The 17508-nt window shown below is 42.2% G+C and carries 20 protein-coding genes and 1 pseudogene; 11 read left to right on the top strand and 10 right to left on the bottom strand.

Annotated elements, in window-relative coordinates:
- Positions 1-38: 38 nt before the first annotated feature.
- On the bottom strand, positions 39-1082 hold the full coding sequence (locus tag QWZ01_RS21100; RefSeq protein WP_290326836.1) for a hypothetical protein: 1044 nt from the start codon (positions 1080-1082) through the stop codon (positions 39-41).
- Between the two features lie 297 nt (positions 1083-1379).
- On the opposite strand from QWZ01_RS21100, the gene QWZ01_RS21095 reads away from it, so the two are divergent.
- Positions 1380-1811, top strand: coding sequence for a CBS domain-containing protein (locus QWZ01_RS21095; protein WP_290326834.1), 432 nt, complete (start codon positions 1380-1382; stop codon positions 1809-1811).
- 120 nt (positions 1812-1931) lie between these two features.
- Here QWZ01_RS21095 and QWZ01_RS21090 read toward each other — a convergent pair whose 3' ends face one another.
- Complete coding sequence (locus QWZ01_RS21090; RefSeq protein WP_290326832.1) at positions 1932-2333, bottom strand: EthD family reductase; 402 nt, start codon at positions 2331-2333, stop codon at positions 1932-1934.
- Between the two features lie 375 nt (positions 2334-2708).
- Between QWZ01_RS21090 and QWZ01_RS21085 the strand changes: the two genes are divergently transcribed.
- Together QWZ01_RS21085 and QWZ01_RS21080 are read left to right on the top strand one after the other, a co-directional pair.
- Positions 2709-3935, top strand: a complete 1227-nt coding sequence (locus tag QWZ01_RS21085) for a DEAD/DEAH box helicase (RefSeq protein ID WP_435404569.1) — start codon at positions 2709-2711, stop codon at positions 3933-3935.
- Positions 3936-3939: 4 nt separating this feature from the next.
- Positions 3940-4941, top strand: a complete 1002-nt coding sequence (locus QWZ01_RS21080; RefSeq protein WP_290326828.1) for a glycoside hydrolase family 43 protein — start codon at positions 3940-3942, stop codon at positions 4939-4941.
- A gap of 342 nt (positions 4942-5283) precedes the next feature.
- Here QWZ01_RS21080 and cysM read toward each other — a convergent pair whose 3' ends face one another.
- Together cysM and epsC are read right to left on the bottom strand one after the other, a co-directional pair.
- A complete protein-coding gene (gene cysM / locus QWZ01_RS21075; protein WP_290326827.1) occupies positions 5284-6156 on the bottom strand; it encodes a cysteine synthase CysM in 873 nt (290 codons plus the stop codon).
- Positions 6157-6186: 30 nt separating this feature from the next.
- A complete protein-coding gene (epsC, locus tag QWZ01_RS21070) occupies positions 6187-7017 on the bottom strand; it encodes a serine O-acetyltransferase EpsC (RefSeq protein ID WP_290326825.1) in 831 nt (276 codons plus the stop codon).
- Positions 7018-7186: 169 nt separating this feature from the next.
- On the opposite strand from epsC, the gene QWZ01_RS21065 reads away from it, so the two are divergent.
- From QWZ01_RS21065 to QWZ01_RS21050, 4 genes are all read left to right on the top strand, one after another.
- Complete coding sequence (locus tag QWZ01_RS21065; protein WP_290326823.1) at positions 7187-7978, top strand: NIPSNAP family protein; 792 nt, start codon at positions 7187-7189, stop codon at positions 7976-7978.
- Positions 7979-8059: 81 nt separating this feature from the next.
- Positions 8060-8944, top strand: a complete 885-nt coding sequence (locus tag QWZ01_RS21060; RefSeq protein WP_290326821.1) for a sugar phosphate isomerase/epimerase family protein — start codon at positions 8060-8062, stop codon at positions 8942-8944.
- Positions 8945-9044: 100 nt separating this feature from the next.
- The gene (locus QWZ01_RS21055; RefSeq protein ID WP_290326819.1) at positions 9045-9230 is read left to right on the top strand and encodes a hypothetical protein; all 186 of its coding nucleotides are present in this window, start codon (positions 9045-9047) and stop codon (positions 9228-9230) included.
- Positions 9231-9263: 33 nt separating this feature from the next.
- Positions 9264-10370: an alpha/beta hydrolase gene (locus tag QWZ01_RS21050; RefSeq protein ID WP_290326817.1), complete on the top strand. Its 1107-nt coding sequence runs from the start codon at positions 9264-9266 to the stop codon at positions 10368-10370.
- 6 nt (positions 10371-10376) lie between these two features.
- Here the strand turns inward: QWZ01_RS21050 and QWZ01_RS21045 are convergent, their stop codons facing one another.
- From QWZ01_RS21045 to QWZ01_RS21035, 3 genes are read right to left on the bottom strand one after another with little or no spacing between them, the layout of a single operon-like run.
- Positions 10377-11171, bottom strand: coding sequence for a molybdopterin-dependent oxidoreductase (locus tag QWZ01_RS21045; RefSeq protein ID WP_290326815.1), 795 nt, complete (start codon positions 11169-11171; stop codon positions 10377-10379).
- Positions 11152-11859, bottom strand: coding sequence for a cytochrome b/b6 domain-containing protein (locus QWZ01_RS21040; protein WP_290326813.1), 708 nt, complete (start codon positions 11857-11859; stop codon positions 11152-11154). Before QWZ01_RS21040 ends, QWZ01_RS21045 begins: the two co-directional genes overlap by 20 nt.
- Positions 11860-11883: 24 nt before the next feature.
- A complete protein-coding gene (locus QWZ01_RS21035; protein WP_290326811.1) occupies positions 11884-12678 on the bottom strand; it encodes a DUF1223 domain-containing protein in 795 nt (264 codons plus the stop codon).
- Positions 12679-12914: 236 nt separating this feature from the next.
- On the opposite strand from QWZ01_RS21035, the gene QWZ01_RS21030 reads away from it, so the two are divergent.
- The 3 genes from QWZ01_RS21030 to QWZ01_RS21020 all read left to right on the top strand — a co-directional run bounded on the left by QWZ01_RS21030 (position 12915) and on the right by QWZ01_RS21020 (position 14104).
- Complete coding sequence (locus QWZ01_RS21030; RefSeq protein ID WP_290326808.1) at positions 12915-13487, top strand: sigma-70 family RNA polymerase sigma factor; 573 nt, start codon at positions 12915-12917, stop codon at positions 13485-13487.
- Between the two features lie 6 nt (positions 13488-13493).
- Positions 13494-13772: a hypothetical protein gene (locus QWZ01_RS21025; protein ID WP_290326806.1), complete on the top strand. Its 279-nt coding sequence runs from the start codon at positions 13494-13496 to the stop codon at positions 13770-13772.
- 89 nt (positions 13773-13861) lie between these two features.
- Positions 13862-14104, top strand: a complete 243-nt coding sequence (locus tag QWZ01_RS21020; protein WP_290326805.1) for a hypothetical protein — start codon at positions 13862-13864, stop codon at positions 14102-14104.
- Between the two features lie 184 nt (positions 14105-14288).
- Here the strand turns inward: QWZ01_RS21020 and QWZ01_RS21015 are convergent.
- The 3 genes and pseudogenes from QWZ01_RS21015 to modA all read right to left on the bottom strand — a co-directional run.
- Positions 14289-14778, bottom strand: a pseudogene (locus QWZ01_RS21015) (ATP-binding cassette domain-containing protein); the annotation flags it as partial.
- Positions 14775-15446, bottom strand: coding sequence for a molybdate ABC transporter permease subunit (gene modB / locus QWZ01_RS21010; protein WP_290326800.1), 672 nt, complete (start codon positions 15444-15446; stop codon positions 14775-14777). The pseudogene QWZ01_RS21015 and the gene modB, both read right to left, overlap by 4 nt.
- Before the next feature lie 17 nt (positions 15447-15463).
- Positions 15464-16216, bottom strand: a complete 753-nt coding sequence (gene modA, locus QWZ01_RS21005; protein ID WP_290326798.1) for a molybdate ABC transporter substrate-binding protein — start codon at positions 16214-16216, stop codon at positions 15464-15466.
- Between the two features lie 287 nt (positions 16217-16503).
- Between modA and QWZ01_RS21000 the strand changes: the two genes are divergently transcribed.
- On the top strand, positions 16504-17487 hold the full coding sequence (locus tag QWZ01_RS21000; protein WP_290326796.1) for a 7TM-DISM domain-containing protein: 984 nt from the start codon (positions 16504-16506) through the stop codon (positions 17485-17487).
- Positions 17488-17508: the final 21 nt, after the last annotated feature.

Below are 17508 nucleotides of genomic sequence, written 5' to 3'. Positions count from 1 at the left end.
AAAAATGTGGTTATATAAAAATCAGGTGCCATTAGGGCTTAGTGCTGATGAAAACTAAACGCCAGGCTTGATGCCAAACCTATGGTGATGTATCCATAGCTATCCTCAAAAAACTGGTTATAATCATCCTGCCCGCGGTATCCTCCGCCAAACATCAGTGCTGCACTTGGCATAAAAGGGAACTGGTAATAATAACGCAGGCTCACGTTAAGCCGCTTTTTAATATCAGCGGCCGAGTAGTTGTCATACTTATCGGCAATGTAGGTAAAATCAAACCGTACCTGCTGCCAGTTTTTGTAGGTCTTTTTCCCTTTTACCAATGGATCTTCATAGGCTTTGGCAAAATTATACATGCGGCTGCCGTTAACCCTGATAAAACCGTAATGATCTTTTAAGCCTTCAGAAGCACCAAGACCAAACAGCCCGGCATGAACCTCCAGCGCCACATTATCGTAACGGTTAATGATCAGGTCCTTTTTATCTACACGTTTACCTGTATAATAGGTAAGGGTATAAAAGTTGGTAGTAAACTTGCCGCTGTCGCGGTTAAAGCTGCCATCGGGGTTAAGCGAGGGCCCACGCACCCCATTGGAGTGATGTGAATACCCGAACGATAAGAACTTTGGTTTGTAAGTATCATCATTAAGATGGTAAAACACCGTTAGGCCCGGCATAAAACTTGGTGATTTTACGGGAGCTCCTCTTGAATCAAGCAAACGAATCTTCACCCGTGGGGTAAATACCGCGAAAAACCTTGATTTAGGCGTGCTGAATAATATAAAGTTGGGTTGAAGATCGGCAGTGAGCAACGTTTTTACCTTGTTAAAGTAGTCATTACCTCCCTCAGATGCCCTGAGGTTTTGTACAAAAATATCATCAAATGCATTATTGATAAGCCGCTTTTTTAACAAGACAGAATCAGCCAGTGAGTCTGATACAAAGTGGTATGACAGATTCAAGATAGTAGCTTTAGCCATCAGCCTACCTGGCAAGGTAAAACCCAGCAGGCAGCAAATCAAGGTCAGGAATTTAATATCGCGAACCGCTTTTTTTATAACGGCCCTCAGGGGTAAAGTAGTCAATTGAGTATGTATTATTTTAACCGATAGTAATTGAATTTTATCATCAATTTACTTAGCAATACATGTTAAAATACTGTTAAGAATTGAGTTGGCAATATTAGATATTATTCTTATTCCGTAAGGCATACACAGTGTCAAGCAAACGTAAAAGCTGTCTGTAATTATTAGTCCTACATAACGCGTGTTAAAACATTAAAATGCTGAATTGTTGCTATTTATAAAAAACTTTGGTTTGCTTTTCAATTCTGTTTTGTTATATTTGTTTAAAGCCAATTCCCCAATTTTAATCTGATTACCATGATAAAAGTTTCAAATATCCTTGCACGCAAGGGTGGCCGCTTAATTACTATTGATGCCGGTTCATCTGTTTTAGACGCTTTAAAATTAATGGCCGAGAAAAATATTGGTTCGGTTGTAGTATTAGAAGATGATGGCGAGTATGTGGGTTTACTAACCGAAAGAGATTATGCCCGCAAGGTTATCCTGAAAGGCAAATCATCACATGAAACACTGGTAAGGGACATTATGAGTACCGGCCTGCCGCGCATACTTCCGGATAACTCCATCGAAACCTGTATGCACATCATGAGCGAAAGCAACATCAGGTATCTGCCCGTTTTTATTGACGACGCGCTGTGTGGTATCATATCCATCAATGACCTTGTTACCGAAACTATATTATCGCAAGCAGAAACCATTGAACAACTAAAAACTTACATCCATTCGTAACATCAGTTAATGCTGATGAAGTGGAAATAAAAAATAATGGATCAAAGATCCAACTTAACGCCTTGTGCTATTAAAAACACAAGGCGTTAACTTTTATAGTCCATTGGTATCCCGAAAATATCATTGAACCACCTCACTGATCTGGATAACAGGCGTAACATTGGTGTACTTCGAAAAATCGGCCCTGATCTCATCTACATGCTGTGGGATAGCGCTTTGATAATCGGAAAGTTTGTCGAAATATAAGTAGCCAATCGCCAGGTAAGGGGCCGGTGCATTTGGCGCGCCGCCGGCTATTCCTTTATCAATTGAGTAAGCTTTCAGGTTAAGGAGTTTAGCCACCATAGGCATATGATTCTTGGTGTAGTAGTCCATATCAAATGTTTTACCCTCGCCGTTCGGGTAAAGAATGGTTACTTTGATCATTCCCTTTTTAATCTGTGAAGCATCTTTTGTTTGGGCTTTCAGGTTACCGAAAGAAAGGCCAAAAAATAAGAGTAGTAGAATAGTCTTTGTTTTCATTTTCATCATGCTTTAAGGTTAAATTAAAGATAGAAAAAAATCATCATTCAAAATTTTAAGAACTTATAATCAATCATTTAATACCGTTAAAGCAATTAGATTAATGCTGGTAAATACCCCACCAGGGCCGCCAGTTTTTAGCATTCAATTGATAACCTCTTAGCTCCGGAGGAGCTTCCTGATGATAGATATACTGATTATAGGAAGCTCCCACGGAGCTCAAATGTGCAAAAATGACTTTGCTATAAACAGTATACCTCTCCGGGGTGCGGGCATGGTTTTAAGCAGGCCAATACTTCTGGCACCTACCATCCTGTTTAATTGCTATTTAAACAACAAATTTTCATACCTTGCATAATTTACTAACAACATATAGTGACGTTTCAGGATTTTAATTTCAACGAACAATTATTTGAAGGCATTCAAAGTATGGGATTTACCACCCCTACGCCTATACAGGAAATGGCCATCCCGGTTATTTTGAACGGGCAGGATCTTATTGCCTGCGCACAAACCGGTACCGGTAAAACCGGCGCATACCTGCTGCCTGTTTTAAACCACATCAGCAGCACCAATAAACACCATACCAGCGCACTTATATTAGCGCCAACCCGTGAGCTTGCCCAGCAAATTGACCAGCAGGTTGAAGGCCTGGCTTATTTTACAGGCGTTAGTTCTATTGCCGTATTCGGCGGCGGCGATGGCATGGCTTATGAACAGCAACGCAGGGGAATACAAAATAATGTGAACATTATTATTGCCACACCCGGCCGCTTAATCGCTCACCTTACATCAGGTGTTTTAAAGCTTAACCATTTAACCCATCTGATATTGGACGAAGCCGACCGCATGCTGGACATGGGTTTCTCCGACGATATTATGAAGATCATCAGCTACCTGCCTAAAACCAGGCAAACGCTGCTGTTTTCGGCAACCATGCCGGGGCGCATCCGTTCGCTGGCTAAGTCGGTACTGAAAGATCCACAGCAGATCAATATCGCTATTTCTCAACCTGCCGTTGGTATCGATCAGCAGATCTACCGCCTGCATGATCAGCAAAAAACACCGTTACTGCAGCTTATCCTGCGCGATTCGGCTTATACCAGCACCATCATCTTCGCTTCCCGCAAGGAAATTGTAAAATCACTGTACAAAGAACTTAAGGCAATCAAGATCAACGCCATGGCCTTTCATTCCGATCTGGAACAAAAGGAACGTGAAGAAATACTGTTGAAATTCAAAAACAAGCAGTTACCGGTAATTATCGGCACCGATGCCTTATCGCGCGGTATTGACGTGGAGGGTATAGACCTCGTGATCAATTATGATGTACCGGGCGACCCCGAAGATTATATTCACCGCATTGGCCGCACCGCCCGCGCTGCAACTACCGGCACCGCCATCACCTTTGTTAACCACCGCGACGAGCGCAAGCTGAAAAATATTGAACAGCTGATAGAAAAACCTATCAGGCTGGTTGGTTTACCTGACGAACTTGCCGCTATACAGCCGCTGCCTGGCCAGCACGATCAAAAATCCGACGCTAAAAGGAAACCCAACAGGCGCTTTAACAAAAAGAAACCTAAAAAGAACATACAGTAATAAAATGAAAAACAACGTAGCCCAAAAGCTGCTTTTACAAGTACTATTAGGCGCCGCATTGGTTGCGCCTGCCGTTAATACTTTTGCACAAGACAAAAAAACTTCGGGTAACCCCGTTGTAGAAGGCTGGTATGCCGATCCTGAAGCTAAAATTTTCAATAACCAGTACTGGTTATATCCAACCTACTCGGCCAAATACAACCAGCAGGTATTTATGGATGCCTTTTCTTCAACCGATCTGGTGCATTGGACAAAACACCCGCACATTATTGATACCACCGGTGTAAAATGGGTAAAGCGCGCCTTATGGGCACCTGCCGTTACTGAAAAAGGTGGCAAATATTATATCTTTTTTGGTGCTAATGATATCCAGAATAATAATGAAAAGGGAGGGATAGGTGTTGCTGTTAGCGATAAGCCCGAAGGCCCTTTTAAAGACCTTTTAGGCAAACCTCTTATTGACCAGATCATTAACAAAGCACAACCTATTGACCAGTTTGTTTATAAAGATGATGACGGCCAGTATTATATGATATATGGCGGATGGGGTCAGTGCAACATCGCGAAGTTAAAAGATGATTTTACAGGTCTTATACCATTCAAAGACGGCGAAACTTATAAAAAGATAACTCCTGAAGGCTATGTAGAAGGCCCTGTAATGTTTAAACGCAAAGGGAAATATTACTTTATGTGGAGCGAAGGCGGCTGGACAGGTCCCGATTACCGTGTGGCTTATGCCGTTGGCGATTCGCCTTTTGGCCCCTTTAAACGTATTGCTACCATCCTTAAGCAGGATGCAAGTATAGCAACCGGGGCAGGCCACCACTCGGTGATCAACGTTCCCGGAACTGATGAATGGTATATTGTTTACCATCGCCGCCCGCTAACAGAAACCGATGCCAACCACCGCGTGATGTGTATTGATAAAATGTACTTTGATGCTGATGGTAACATTCAACCTGTGAAGATCACCAATGAAGGGGTGACTGCCAGAAAATTGAAATAGCGAGGAAAACTCACCACTTTTTAAACATAAAAGCTGTCATTTCGACGAGGAACGAGGAGAAATCTTATATAAAACAAGCAGTAAATCTGTTGGCATATGTATAAGATTTCTCTTTCGCACCCAGCTCTGGCCTGCCTATGCTCTATCGAAATGACAAAAGATTGTACGGTTGATTTTTCTGAATAATAAATATTGTAAACAGGACGTCATGCCGAATTTATTTCGGCATCCCACTGCTCAGGTCACCTTTTTACTACAAGAACCTCTATCTGTGAGATCCTGAAACAAGTTCAGGATGACGGAATTGCTTTCTTTACTTTGGGCTCCTATCTATCTTTTGGTTTACCCAAACAAGTCGCTGCTTAAATACCTGTCGCCGCGGTCGCAGCAAATGAAAACGATCACACCTTCGGTAAGCTCCCCTGCCAGTTTTATAGCTGCAGATAGTGCTCCTCCGCTGCTCATCCCGGCAAAAATGCCTTCGGTTTTGGCCATATCCCGGGCCATTTGTGTGGCATCAGCTTCAGATATATCCATTACCCTGTCAACCCGGGTGGCATCAAATATCTTTGGCAAATAGGGTTCGGGCCAGCGGCGTATACCTGGTATTGATGAGCCTTCGGTTGGCTGGCAGCCCACTATCTGAATATCCTTATCCTGATCTTTTAAATATCGAGAACAACCCATAATAGTACCGGTAGTACCCATGGCGCTTACAAAATGAGTTATTTTTCCCTCGGTATCACGCCATATTTCGGGGCCGGTTGTTTTTACGTGGGCCATATAGTTATCCGGGTTGGCAAATTGGTTCAGCAAAAAGTAACCTGCTGTAGCACCTTTCTCTTCGGCATAGTCGCGGGCTGCTTCCATGCTCTCCATTAAGGTCACTTTAGCCCCATAGGCTTCCATGGTAAGTGTACGCTCACGGGTAGAGCTTGATGGCATAATGAGTTCAATCTCCAGATCAAACAGGCGTGCTATCATGGCCAAGGCTATGCCGGTATTACCGCTGGTAGCCTCAATCAATTTAGTGCCTGGTTTTATTTCTCCGCGTTCAATAGCGCTGCGGATCATATTGAGCGAGGCTCGGTCTTTTACGCTGCCACCGGGGTTATTTCCCTCCAGTTTGGCGTATATTTTAACGTTAGGGTTGGGGTTCAGTTTCTTGATCTCAACCAGTGGCGTATTACCAATTATATCAATTATACCAGCCATAATATATTGCTTTTATATGTAGATGTATGCTTATTTCTTATCACCAAATATACGCCGGCTCAGGCTTTTAAGTATCCGGTGACTTGGTGTGTGATACACCCTTGAATTTGGCGGCAGGCTTTTGGTAAGCCAAACGTTGCCCCCAATAATACTGTTGTGCCCAATAATGGTTTCGCCGCCGAGTATGGTAGCGCCCGAGTAGATCACCACATTATCTTCAACCGTTGGATGGCGTTTGGTATTGGCCATGCTCTTATCAACACTTAAGGCACCTAAGGTTACGCCCTGGTATAATTTTACATGATTGCCAATTTTACAGCTCTCGCCAATAACTATTCCTGTGCCGTGATCTATATAAAAATACTCACCAATTTCCGCGGCAGGGTGTATGTCAATACCTGTTTTGGAGTGGGCATATTCTGTCAGTATCCGGGGTATCAGGGGCACATCTTCCTTATATAAACTATGCGCCAGGCGATAAAGCGATATGGCATAAAAACCGGGGTAGGTGCGTACCACTTCAAACTCGCTGCGTGCAGCAGGGTCGCCGTTAAATATGGCCTGTATATCGGTATTCAATACCTCGTACAGCTGCGGCAGCTGTTCAAAAAAGTAGCTTGCCCGTTTCTTGTTATCGTGATTAATGCAGGCTTTGGTAACCTCCATTATATGGCAAAGCTCTTTTTCCAGCAATGCAAACTCTGCCTTCAGGTCATCCACATTTCCAAATACCTTTCCAGTTTGTTCGGGATACAGCAAATGAATAACCTGGAGAGCCCATTTGGTGATCTCCTTATTAGATGGCACAGCCTCAAGCCTTTGCTGCTTGTTAAAAATTTGCTGATAAAACTCCTGACTCATGTTTTACTTTTGGTTGCCAAGGGTGGCAACTGTTTTACAATTGCAAGTTTATATAAAAGAATGTGTTTTATATGTAAAAACAACTACTTAATTGATAGATAACCTAAGCGCTGTATGATATTGCGGTTTAAGGTTTACTTGTTATCTTTAGCATATTAACCTTCAATAAATGAAAAGACGATCATTTGTAAAGGCATCCGTTTTAACAGGTGCCGCGGCAAGTATATTACCCCTAAGCAGTATGGCAACATCAGCTAAAGACACCGGCACCCAATTTTACGAACTGCGTACTTACATTTTAAAAAACGAATCGCAGCAAAAACTGGTTGAAGACTATTTTCAAAACGCGGCCATACCTGCGTTAAACAAACTGGGTAGCAAAAATATTGGCGTGTTTACCGAGCTTAAGCCCGATGGCCAAACCAAAATTTACGCGCTGATACCCTTTAACAGCCTTGCCGATTTTTTAACCGTGCAAGAAAAGCTTGATAAAGACCCCGTTTACCAGGAAAAAGGAGCTGCTTACTTAACAGCACCCGCCATTGAACCAGCGTATGAGCGCATTGAAAGCTCCTTATTGAAAGCCTTTGCGCATATGCCTAAAATGCAGATACCCAAGCAAAGCCCACGGATATTTGAGCTGCGCCGTTATGAGCATGCTACCGAAAGTGCTGGCAAAAAGAAGCTGGAAATGTTTAATGATGCCGGCGAGATAGATGTTTTTAAACGCCTTGGATTTAACCCTGTATTTTTTGGCGAAACCATTATTGGTGATCACCGGCCAAACCTCATTTATATGATCACTTTTGATGATCTGGATGCTAAGGCTGCCCACTGGAAAGCTTTTGGCAGCGATCCGGAGTGGAAAAAGATAAGCAGCGTTCCTGATTACTCAGATGCCAAGCTGGTTACACACATTACATCAACATTGTTACAGCCGCTCACTGCATCACAGATTTAAACCATTCAATTAAAATTACGTCATTTGCTTTGGTGTTCATATTACACTATATTTACGTAAACCAATATTAAAAGTAAACCAATGACTACCAGACGTTCATTTCTCAAAACTTCGGCATTGCTTTCGGCCGGACTTTTAGCAGCGCCCAACTTATTTGCGTACGACAAAAAGTATATCGGCCTGCAATTATACACTGTTCGCGATGCCATGGCTAAAGACCCAGCCGCAACGCTGGCTAAGGTTGCACAAACAGGTTTTAACTCGGTTGAGGGCGCAACTTACACCGGCTCTGAATTATTTTACGGGATGGATGCCAAGGCATTTAAAGCCCAGCTAAAACAAAGCGGCCTCATTATGCCAAGCGCTCACTATCGCCTGGGCGAAGAGCAGGTGAATGGCGCATCGCAAAAAGGAACTATCCTGAATGATTGGGAAAAAGCCGTGAATGATGCTGCCGAGGTTGGTATCAAATATATGGTTTGCGCCTATTTGTCGCAGCCAGAACGTGGCAACCTTGACCACTACAAAAAAATATCAGATGATTTTAACAAAGCCGGCGAAACCTGTAAAAAAGCAGGTATACAGCTTTGCTATCACAACCACGATTTTGAATTTATACAGGAAGATGGCAAGTACCCGTACGAAACCATTTTAAAGAACACTGATAAAAACCTGGTTAAGTTTGAAATGGACCTGTACTGGATAACTAAAGCCAACCAGGACCCATTTGCCTTGTTTAATGAAAATCCGGGCCGTTTCCCGCTTTGGCACGTAAAAGATCTGGATAAAACACCGGAAAGAAACTTTACCGAAGTAGGTAATGGCATCATCGACTTTAAAAAGATATTTGCCCAATCGAAAAAAGCTGGTTTGCAGTATTTCTTTGTAGAACAGGATAAATGCCCTGGCGATCCTTTTGATAGCATCACCCAAAGTATCACCTACATTAAAAAGAATCTTGTTTAAAATTTGTTACAATAACAGATAATATACAAACCATCGTTTTACTATAAAGCGATGGTTTTTTATTTAATGATATAACCCATCGCCATTAAATTTTAAAGCGATGGAATCCGATATCAGGATGATAAAATATTTGCTGTTTATTTTGGCTGCATCATTCGTGTTTTCATGTGTGGCCGAAGCGCAAACTAATAAACGGCTTACTGCTGCTTACATGTTTCCGGCTCATTCCCTGGTTGCACACAAGAATATTGCATTGCACCACCCAAACCATTGCCTGGCATTATAAGCAGGTATCCCTATTTATTTTTTAAATTGCCCAATGATCCGTTTAGTCATCAGCATTGCGCTTTTGCTTGTTTCCTTACTGGCCATTTTTAAAGCCCCCGAATATCATTTATGGATGCTGGCTATCCTGGTTACCGAGTTCCCGTGGATATTTATGCTCATTACATCCGCGTTGCTTTTAACCGGTTTTTATACAGATAAACATCAATTGGCAGGTACTATTGCGGGAATTGTTGCTTTAATATTATTTACATCGCCTATTATTAGGGCTTATAAGGTAGCTAACCGTTTAAACCAAACCCTTACAGAAACTTTTGGCCGTGAAAGCGAAATAAAGGAAATCCCTTTCAGCTTCTGGAAACAATTCAGCCCAACAAAAAAGATAGCCTCCCGGGAAATAAAATACGATAATAGTTTAACCCTTGATTATTATCCGTCGGCTATAGGTGGTGCAAGGCCTTGCGTTGTGGTGGTACATGGCGGCTCATGGAGCGGGGGCAATAACAAGCAACTGCCTGAATTAAGTAATTACCTGGCAAGCATCGGCTATAATGTGGCTTCTATCAATTATCGTTTAGCGCCGGGTTATAAAAACCCGGCCCCGGTTGAGGATGTGCAAGCGGCTATGAGCTACCTGCACCATCATTCGGAAGAGCTACATATAGATACCGGTAGCTTTGTTCTGCTGGGCCGGTCGGCAGGAGCTCAGGTAGCTTTACTGGCTGCCTACGCGTATAAATTACCCGGTTTAAAGGCGGTTATTGATTATTATGGCCCTGCAGATATGGTATGGGGATATTCCGCACCCACCAGTCCGCTGGTAATGGATTCGCGCAAGGTGATGGAAAACTATCTGGGCGGTACCTACGGACAGGTGCCTGAAAAATATACAGCCAGTTCACCGCTTGAGTTTGTTAACAAACAGTCTGTACCTACTCTGATGCTCCATGGCGATAACGATGTACTGGTTTCGCCCGAGCACAGCAGGCGTTTAAATGCAAAGCTACAGCAAAACGGCATTAAACATTTTCTGCTTAAACTGCCCTGGGCCACTCATGGCTTTGATTATAACCTGCATGGACCGGGCGGGCAATTAGCCACTTACACTGTTGAACGTTTTTTAAAAGCGGTGACTAAATAACGTTCATTACAAACCAGAATAATAATCATAACCCTGCTCGGCCCAGTAATCAGGGGGGCGGTTATTGCTAAAGCTGATACTGCCTATTCGTTTCAGATTTTTGATACCATATTTTACAGGAATGATGAGTCTTAAAGGCGCCCCATGTTTGAGCGGCAATGGTTGCTCATTCACCTCATAGGCCAGCAATGTTTGCGGGTGCATAGCGCTTGGCATATCAATGCCTACGTAATAGTTTTTATCCGGAGTTTCCAGGCCAACATATTCCAGCTGCGCATGATCATCAAGCTTGTAGTGGCTTATAAAATCGCTGAATTTTACGCCTCCCCAGTGCGATATCTGATCCCAGCCCTCTACACATTTAAAATCATAAATAATATCGGTTCTAGGCAGTGTTTTGATCTCATCAATAGAAATCTTCAGCACCTCGCCCGATTGTTTTTTAACTTGTAATCGCCACGCCGCCGTATCAATCTTTCCGCCTGATCCGATGTCGCTGTTATGACGCACGTTTTTGGCGGCCATTTCTTTAGGATAGGTTTTAACCAGGTTATTATTGCTGAACAAACGCCTGAAAGCCAGTTCAGTCTTATTTAATGCCCGCCGTAGTGGTTTGCGTGCACCGGCGGTTACCGTAGCTGTTTCTTCGGGCGAATTGTACAACCACTTCCATCCGCCGTAGGCAGCGCTTCCAAATACAATGAAAGTACCAAAAGATATAAAATTGCGCCTCGTGATCTTTTGATCAACGGTAAGCGGCTTTTTGGCTGCCTTAGTTTTTTTACTGAATGGGGTTTTCATCCTTTGGTGTATTAGTTTCAACAATTGGCTTTGGCTTTTCATTTATAACCTCAAACCCCGAAATAACCGATCTGAAATTATTCCAACCGGCAAGTACCACCTGCACCACATGTATAATAAAAAACAGGACGTAGCCTATAGTTAACACAAAATGAAAAATGCGGGCCAGGTGATAGCCACCGCAAAGCCATGTTAAATAATAAAACTGAACCGGCTTATAAATAGCCAGCCCGGTTATTACAGAGCCTATGCCCATCACAATAATGGCGGTATAGGCAATACGTTGCGCCGCGTTATATTTATTTTGAGGAGGTGCCATTTTTCGGATATGCAGATCATGCAGCAGCACAAGCCAGGCTTCTTTAAATGATTTTTTTTGAGGCAACAGCTCTCGCCACTCGCCCGATATAATGGTATATAGCACATATAAAATACCATTCAGTACAAAAAACCACATGAATAAAAAGTGGAAAGCCATCCCTTCGGCAAGGCGGTGGGGAATGTTCAGCTTATCATAAAACCACTGCGGAAAAAACATGAAATAGGTGTGCCCGAACAAGGTTATCTTATACTCGTCGTTTGCCCAATAGATGAGCATCCCGCTCCAGATCATGATGGTGAGTATCGGGAAATTCACCCAGTGCGTCCACCTCATAACCAGCGGATGTTTTTCTTTGATAACTTTCATTTTCTGATCTTCTTTAAAGCCTTATTATTTAGCTGTATTAAAATCAATTTTAGCAGCTGCTAAAATTTCGCCGTTGGCATCATTCTGTACAAATCCTATTACTTCCCAGCCCTGTGCAGTAAAACCATCGGGTAAGGCAATCGTTGTTTTGCCGCTTGCATTTCCGGTTAAGGGTAAGCTTTGCACTTTACGTACAATTTGAACATGGGATAGTGTATGCCCGCCATTTTCGCCGCTCTTTACCTTTGTTTGCGCTGATTTTTGAATCAAGGCCACCAGCAAACTGGTATTCTTTTCCGCTCCTTTCGCATCATACTGTATAAGCGCGTGTCCCGGGTCTGTTAATGCGCTGAGGGCTAAAACAGTTGAAGACTGCATCCGTAAACCCGCAGTAATGGCATTACGCAACTTGCCTTCTTCTGAACCTACAAATTCCTTTTTACCATTAACCACAATTTGCGGTGTATAAACAGATTGCAGGTTTAGCCAGCCGGCGTATTTGCTTTGCCGTTTTGAATAATCGGCATTGCTAAAAACATCTTTCCATCCCAGGCGGTTCCAGTAGTCAACATGGTAGGCCAGTATGTAAACCGGTTTATCCTGATCTTCTTTTTGAATCCTGCCTACCAGCTCATCAGCCGGAGGGCAGCTTGAACAGCCTTCTGATGTAAAAAGTTCCACAACTGCAAAGCCTTTATTATCTGATTTTAAATCATCCCTTTTTAGTCCTCTTATATTTTTATAATTGACTGCCGCGGCTACAATCATTGCCGTAATAACAATGCCTGCGGTTAGTTCAAATATTTTTATCGGTTTCATATTTCAATTATTTGATATACGTTTTTACCGCTTAGTCGGCTTGCGGGCTAAGACCTTACAATAAATTTTATTTTTCTTTTGACAGCTGTCTGCCAATAGCGATATAAATTATTTATTATCAACAGGGTATATGTAAATTTAATCAATAATCAAGGCCTTATAAAATGAATGTTCTTTTGTAAGGATTTGCGCATCTTACCGACTAATAAATAAAGTGGTACCAAACATCTTTATTAATGACAACGGAAAATCAATTGTTAAACCCTCACAAATGGGTTGATACCCATGCCGATTACCTGTATGCCTACACAATATCGCGCCTCAACAATGAGGAGCTGGCGAAGGATCTGGTGCAGGAAACTTTTTTGGCCGCATTGCAGCGGGCGAGTCAATTTGAGGGTAAAAGCTCTGAACGAACGTGGCTTACCGCCATCCTGAAAAATAAAATAGTTGATGTTTATCGTAAAAAATCATCGGGGCTCAATAATGTAACCGAAAAACAAGCGGAGGATGAGCAAAAGGATTTTTTTGACGAAGACACAGGTCACTGGAACGACAGTAACAGGCCATTGCCATTTGGTATTGAAGATCAAGATCCGCTGAGGGGTAAGGAGTTTAACCATATACTGCAACTCTGTATGCAAAAGCTCCCGACGTTGTGGATGTCGGTTTTTACTATGAAACATATGGATGACGCCACTACCGAATTAATCTGTACGGAACTCAGGGTTTCACAGGCAAACTTTTGGGTTATTATTCACCGGGCTAAACTGAGCCTGAGGGCCTGCCTTCAAAAAAACTGGATTTAATTAGCTATGAATCATCTTAAAAAAGTTATATACAACTGCAAGCAGGCCACCTTGCTGATCGAGAAAAGGCAGATCACCAAACTCAGCTTTCGTGAAAGTGTAGAGCTCAGGATACATTTGGCAGGATGCTCTATGTGTAAACTTTATAACAAGCAAAGCCACGTGATCAGCACCATGGTACTGCAGCTTTTCCGCGATTCGGCGCAACAGGCTTCTACTGCAAAACTCGATGAAGACTTTAAAAAAGACCTTCAGGACAGAATTGAAAACGAGCTGAATAAATAAAACGAAAATACTTTGTAAGGTTTGCCAAACCCGGCCGACTAAGGTTTAAATGTTCACAAGAACCAAACAAAAAAACTAAAAATCAAAGTATGAAAACAATTATTTCGGGCGTGTTAGCCGCAGGTTTAGTAGCCGTTTGTTTAACTGCCAATGTGCAGGCCAAATCATTAACTCCACTAAAAAGGACAACCGTTGCTGTAAGCGATACCGGTAAGATGGGCAAAATGGATAAAGGCAAAATGGACAAGATGGAGAAGAAAAAAATGGACAAAATGCAGAAAGGCAAAATGGATAAAAAGAAGATGTCGAAAGACAGTGCAAGCAAAATGTAAGTTTGTTTTTGTTTCTGAGAGGGGGGAGTTTTGAAAACTCCCCTTTTTTATGTCCTTTACTCAAACAACATTTCCTCATTACCAAGCTCTTCCAGCTCCTGCGGATTATGACTCACTATCAGGGTTGTTGCACCCAATTCTTTTAAAATCGGTTTTAATTCTACAATAAGCGTTGTTTTCATTTTAACATCCAGGGCCGAGAAGGGTTCGTCCATCAGCAATAATTTTGGCTTTGTAGCCAGTGCTCTTAATATAGCCAGGCGCTGCTGTTGCCCTCCTGAAAGATATTCGGGCTTATGCTCCTGCAGGGTATCCAGCTTACCTAAAAGTAATAGTTTATTTATCCAGGCCTCGTCGGTAGTCGCATATTCCATTTGCTGCTTTACCGTCATATTAGGGAACAAGGCGTATTGCTGAAAAACAAAGCCAATGTTTCTTTGCTGCACAGGCATGTTTATCTTGGCTTCGGCATTATACCAGGTAACTCCATCATTAATAATAGTTCCTTTTTCTGGTACAATTAACCCTGCAATGATCTTTAAAAAAGTGGTTTTGCCGGCCCCCGAAGGGCCATATATTTTGGTTATGCTACCTGCGACAAATTGCCGGTTAACCTGCAATAGCTGCTGGCCATGATAGGCCTTTAATTTTTTTTCGATGGCTATACTGATCATCCCAGTGGGCTTTTTGCCTGATATTTATTAATTACAAAAACAGCTATCACCAACACAAAGGTGATCGAAAATAAAACGAGCGAATAGTTATTAGCCATTACATAGTCTTGCCGTTCAACCGAATCATATACTGCTATGGATGCCACCCGGGTTATTCCCGGTATGTTGCCGCCAATCATTAATACTACTCCAAACTCGCCCAGGGTATGGGCAAAAGTAAGCACCGTGGCTGTTAATAACGATGGTTTTATATTAGGTAGCAACACGTACCTGAAGGTTTGCCATTCTGTTTTCCCCAATGTGTACGATGCTTCTGCCAGCGCCGGCGGCAATTGCTGTAAAGCCGATTTTACCGGGCCTACCATAAATGGCACGCTGTAAATAACAGAGGCCAGCACCAACCCCTGAAATGAGAATACAAACTGCACGTTAAATACTTCCTGCAACCACTTACCTACACCATGCTGCGGACTAAAGGCCAACAGTAAATAAAAACCAAGCACCGATGGCGGCAGCACCAGCGGCATAGTGATGATGGCTTCAATGATGATCTTAAAAAATGACCGCCCCCGTGAAAGCCACCAGGCAAACGGAAGCCCGACAACCAACAGCAGCAGGGTAGTTATGCCTGCTAATTTTAAGGTAAGCCAAATGGGAGTAAGGTCCATAAGTAAAAATAACTGTTTTATGGCAGGCGGTAACCATATGAGGCAAATATCTTCTTTGCCGATGGACCTAAAATGTATTGATAAAACTTGTCTGCATCGGGATTGCCTTTGGCATGTTTCAATAACACAATGCCTTGCAGTATGGGTTGATATTGGCTTGGGTCAATAACCAGGAAATAGAGTTTTGTTTTGCTGCCTGTTTCTTTGATCAGGGCCTGGGTAGTAAAGCCAATATCAACTACGCCTGTAGTAATGTAAGTATTAACCTGCGAGATACTTTCGCCATATACTATTTTTGATTGCATATCATCCAAAATTCCTTTACCCTGCAATAGTTCTGTAGCAGCCTTGCCATAGGGGGCAATTGATGGGTTGGCTATAGCCACCTTTTTAACCCGTGCGGTCATGAGCAGCCGCTCCCAGTTATTAAAGCCAATATTTTGCGAACTGCAAATGATCAGGCTGCCCGCAGCGTAAACCTCCGGCTTTTTTAAAGCGAACCCATTCTTATACAGTGTTTCGGGGAAGGTCATATCGGCAGATAAAAACACGTCAAAAGGAGCCCCATTACTGATCTGCGCCACCAGTTTTCCTGACGAGCCAACAACAGGCTCGATAACCACACCTGTTTTTTGTTTAAAATCCTTCTGTAAATCCTCAATTACCGATTGCAGATTGGCCGCCGCTGCCACCCTTAAATTTTGCGCGAATAAACTATGATGGATCAAAAAAACAGTAAGCGTTAAAAACGCGAGCAATCTTTTATTCATGGCATTAAATCAATTTAAATACGCCGTTATTAAAATAACAACACACTAATATACAATTGTTAATAAACACAGGCATGGCTTTTTTAGCTTATCGCGCCCTAAACACATAAAAAATCAGTGCATTATACTTAATTACAATGGGTTAAATAACTGTATTAAGTACTTTTAATAGGATTATAAAAAGAAAAATATTATTATTGTATCCGGCCTGACGCTAACCAAAAAAACTTAACCCTTTCGTGCCTGTAGCAAACTATGGGTACGAAAGTTCTTACCTGTCTGAGAGCATGTTTAAATTTTTGTTGAGATCTTTAATACCCATTGTGGTGTTATTGTCGTGCTTTATTATTGGAGCCCGGTCGCATGCGCTTGCACCTATAAATGACACTATACAACAGCATATATTTGAGTATAACCAATTAACCTGGCTCAAAGATACTACTGGCAAAATCACCATTAGCCAGTTAAAAAGCATTACCCATAATGAATATTTCTTTTTGGGCATTTTTTATGGTCTGATACTGGCATTTTGCCTCTACAATCTCATCATGTTCATGGTTAGGTGCCAGGTACAATACCTCTATTACATTGCCTATAACCTAAGTATAGGAATTTATGAAATGTGCAACGATGGTATTGCATACCAATATATATGGCCCAACTCGCCGATATGGAATCAGTATGCATACGGGATTGCCTTGTTTGCCGTCAGTATTTTCGCGTTGTTATTTACACGAAGCCTGCTCAATTTAAAAGCCAATGTTCCCTGGCTAAATAAAGCTATTGGCTGGGTTATGGTGTGCCGCTGTTTTTATTTTGTGGATTGCCTGGTGATAAATAATAATTGGTTCAATTATACAATCATTGAGTTTATACCCTTGTCGCTGGCCTTATATGCTGGCTGTTACACTTTATATAAAGGCTATAAGCCCGCCCGTTTCTTTGTAATAGGCTACGCTTTTTTACTGGCCGGTTTTGTTATTAAAAGCTGCATAGCTTTTGGCATTGGGTGGTTACCCGGTACTGGGTTTAATTATTATAGCCTAAGCATCTGTTTTGTTATTCAGTTGCTATTTATTTCATTTGCTCTAAGCTATAAAGCATGGTTATCAAAAAAAGAAAACGACGATGCACAGCAGCGCATGATCATGGAGCTAAATCAAAACGAAGAGTTAAAAGATATATTAAACAAACGCCTGGAAAAACGAGTACCACAGCACACCAGGCAGCTCTTTAAAAAGGCCAATAATCAAGAAGCCAGCCCCATATAGAGGCTGGCTTCCCAGCTAATT

The organism is Mucilaginibacter aquaedulcis, assembly GCF_030409325.1.
In the GTDB taxonomy this organism is placed as follows: Bacteria; Bacteroidota; Bacteroidia; order Sphingobacteriales; family Sphingobacteriaceae; genus Mucilaginibacter; species Mucilaginibacter aquaedulcis.
Note: the sequence above shows the minus strand (reverse complement) of the source record. Positions and strands in the feature narration are given on the sequence as shown.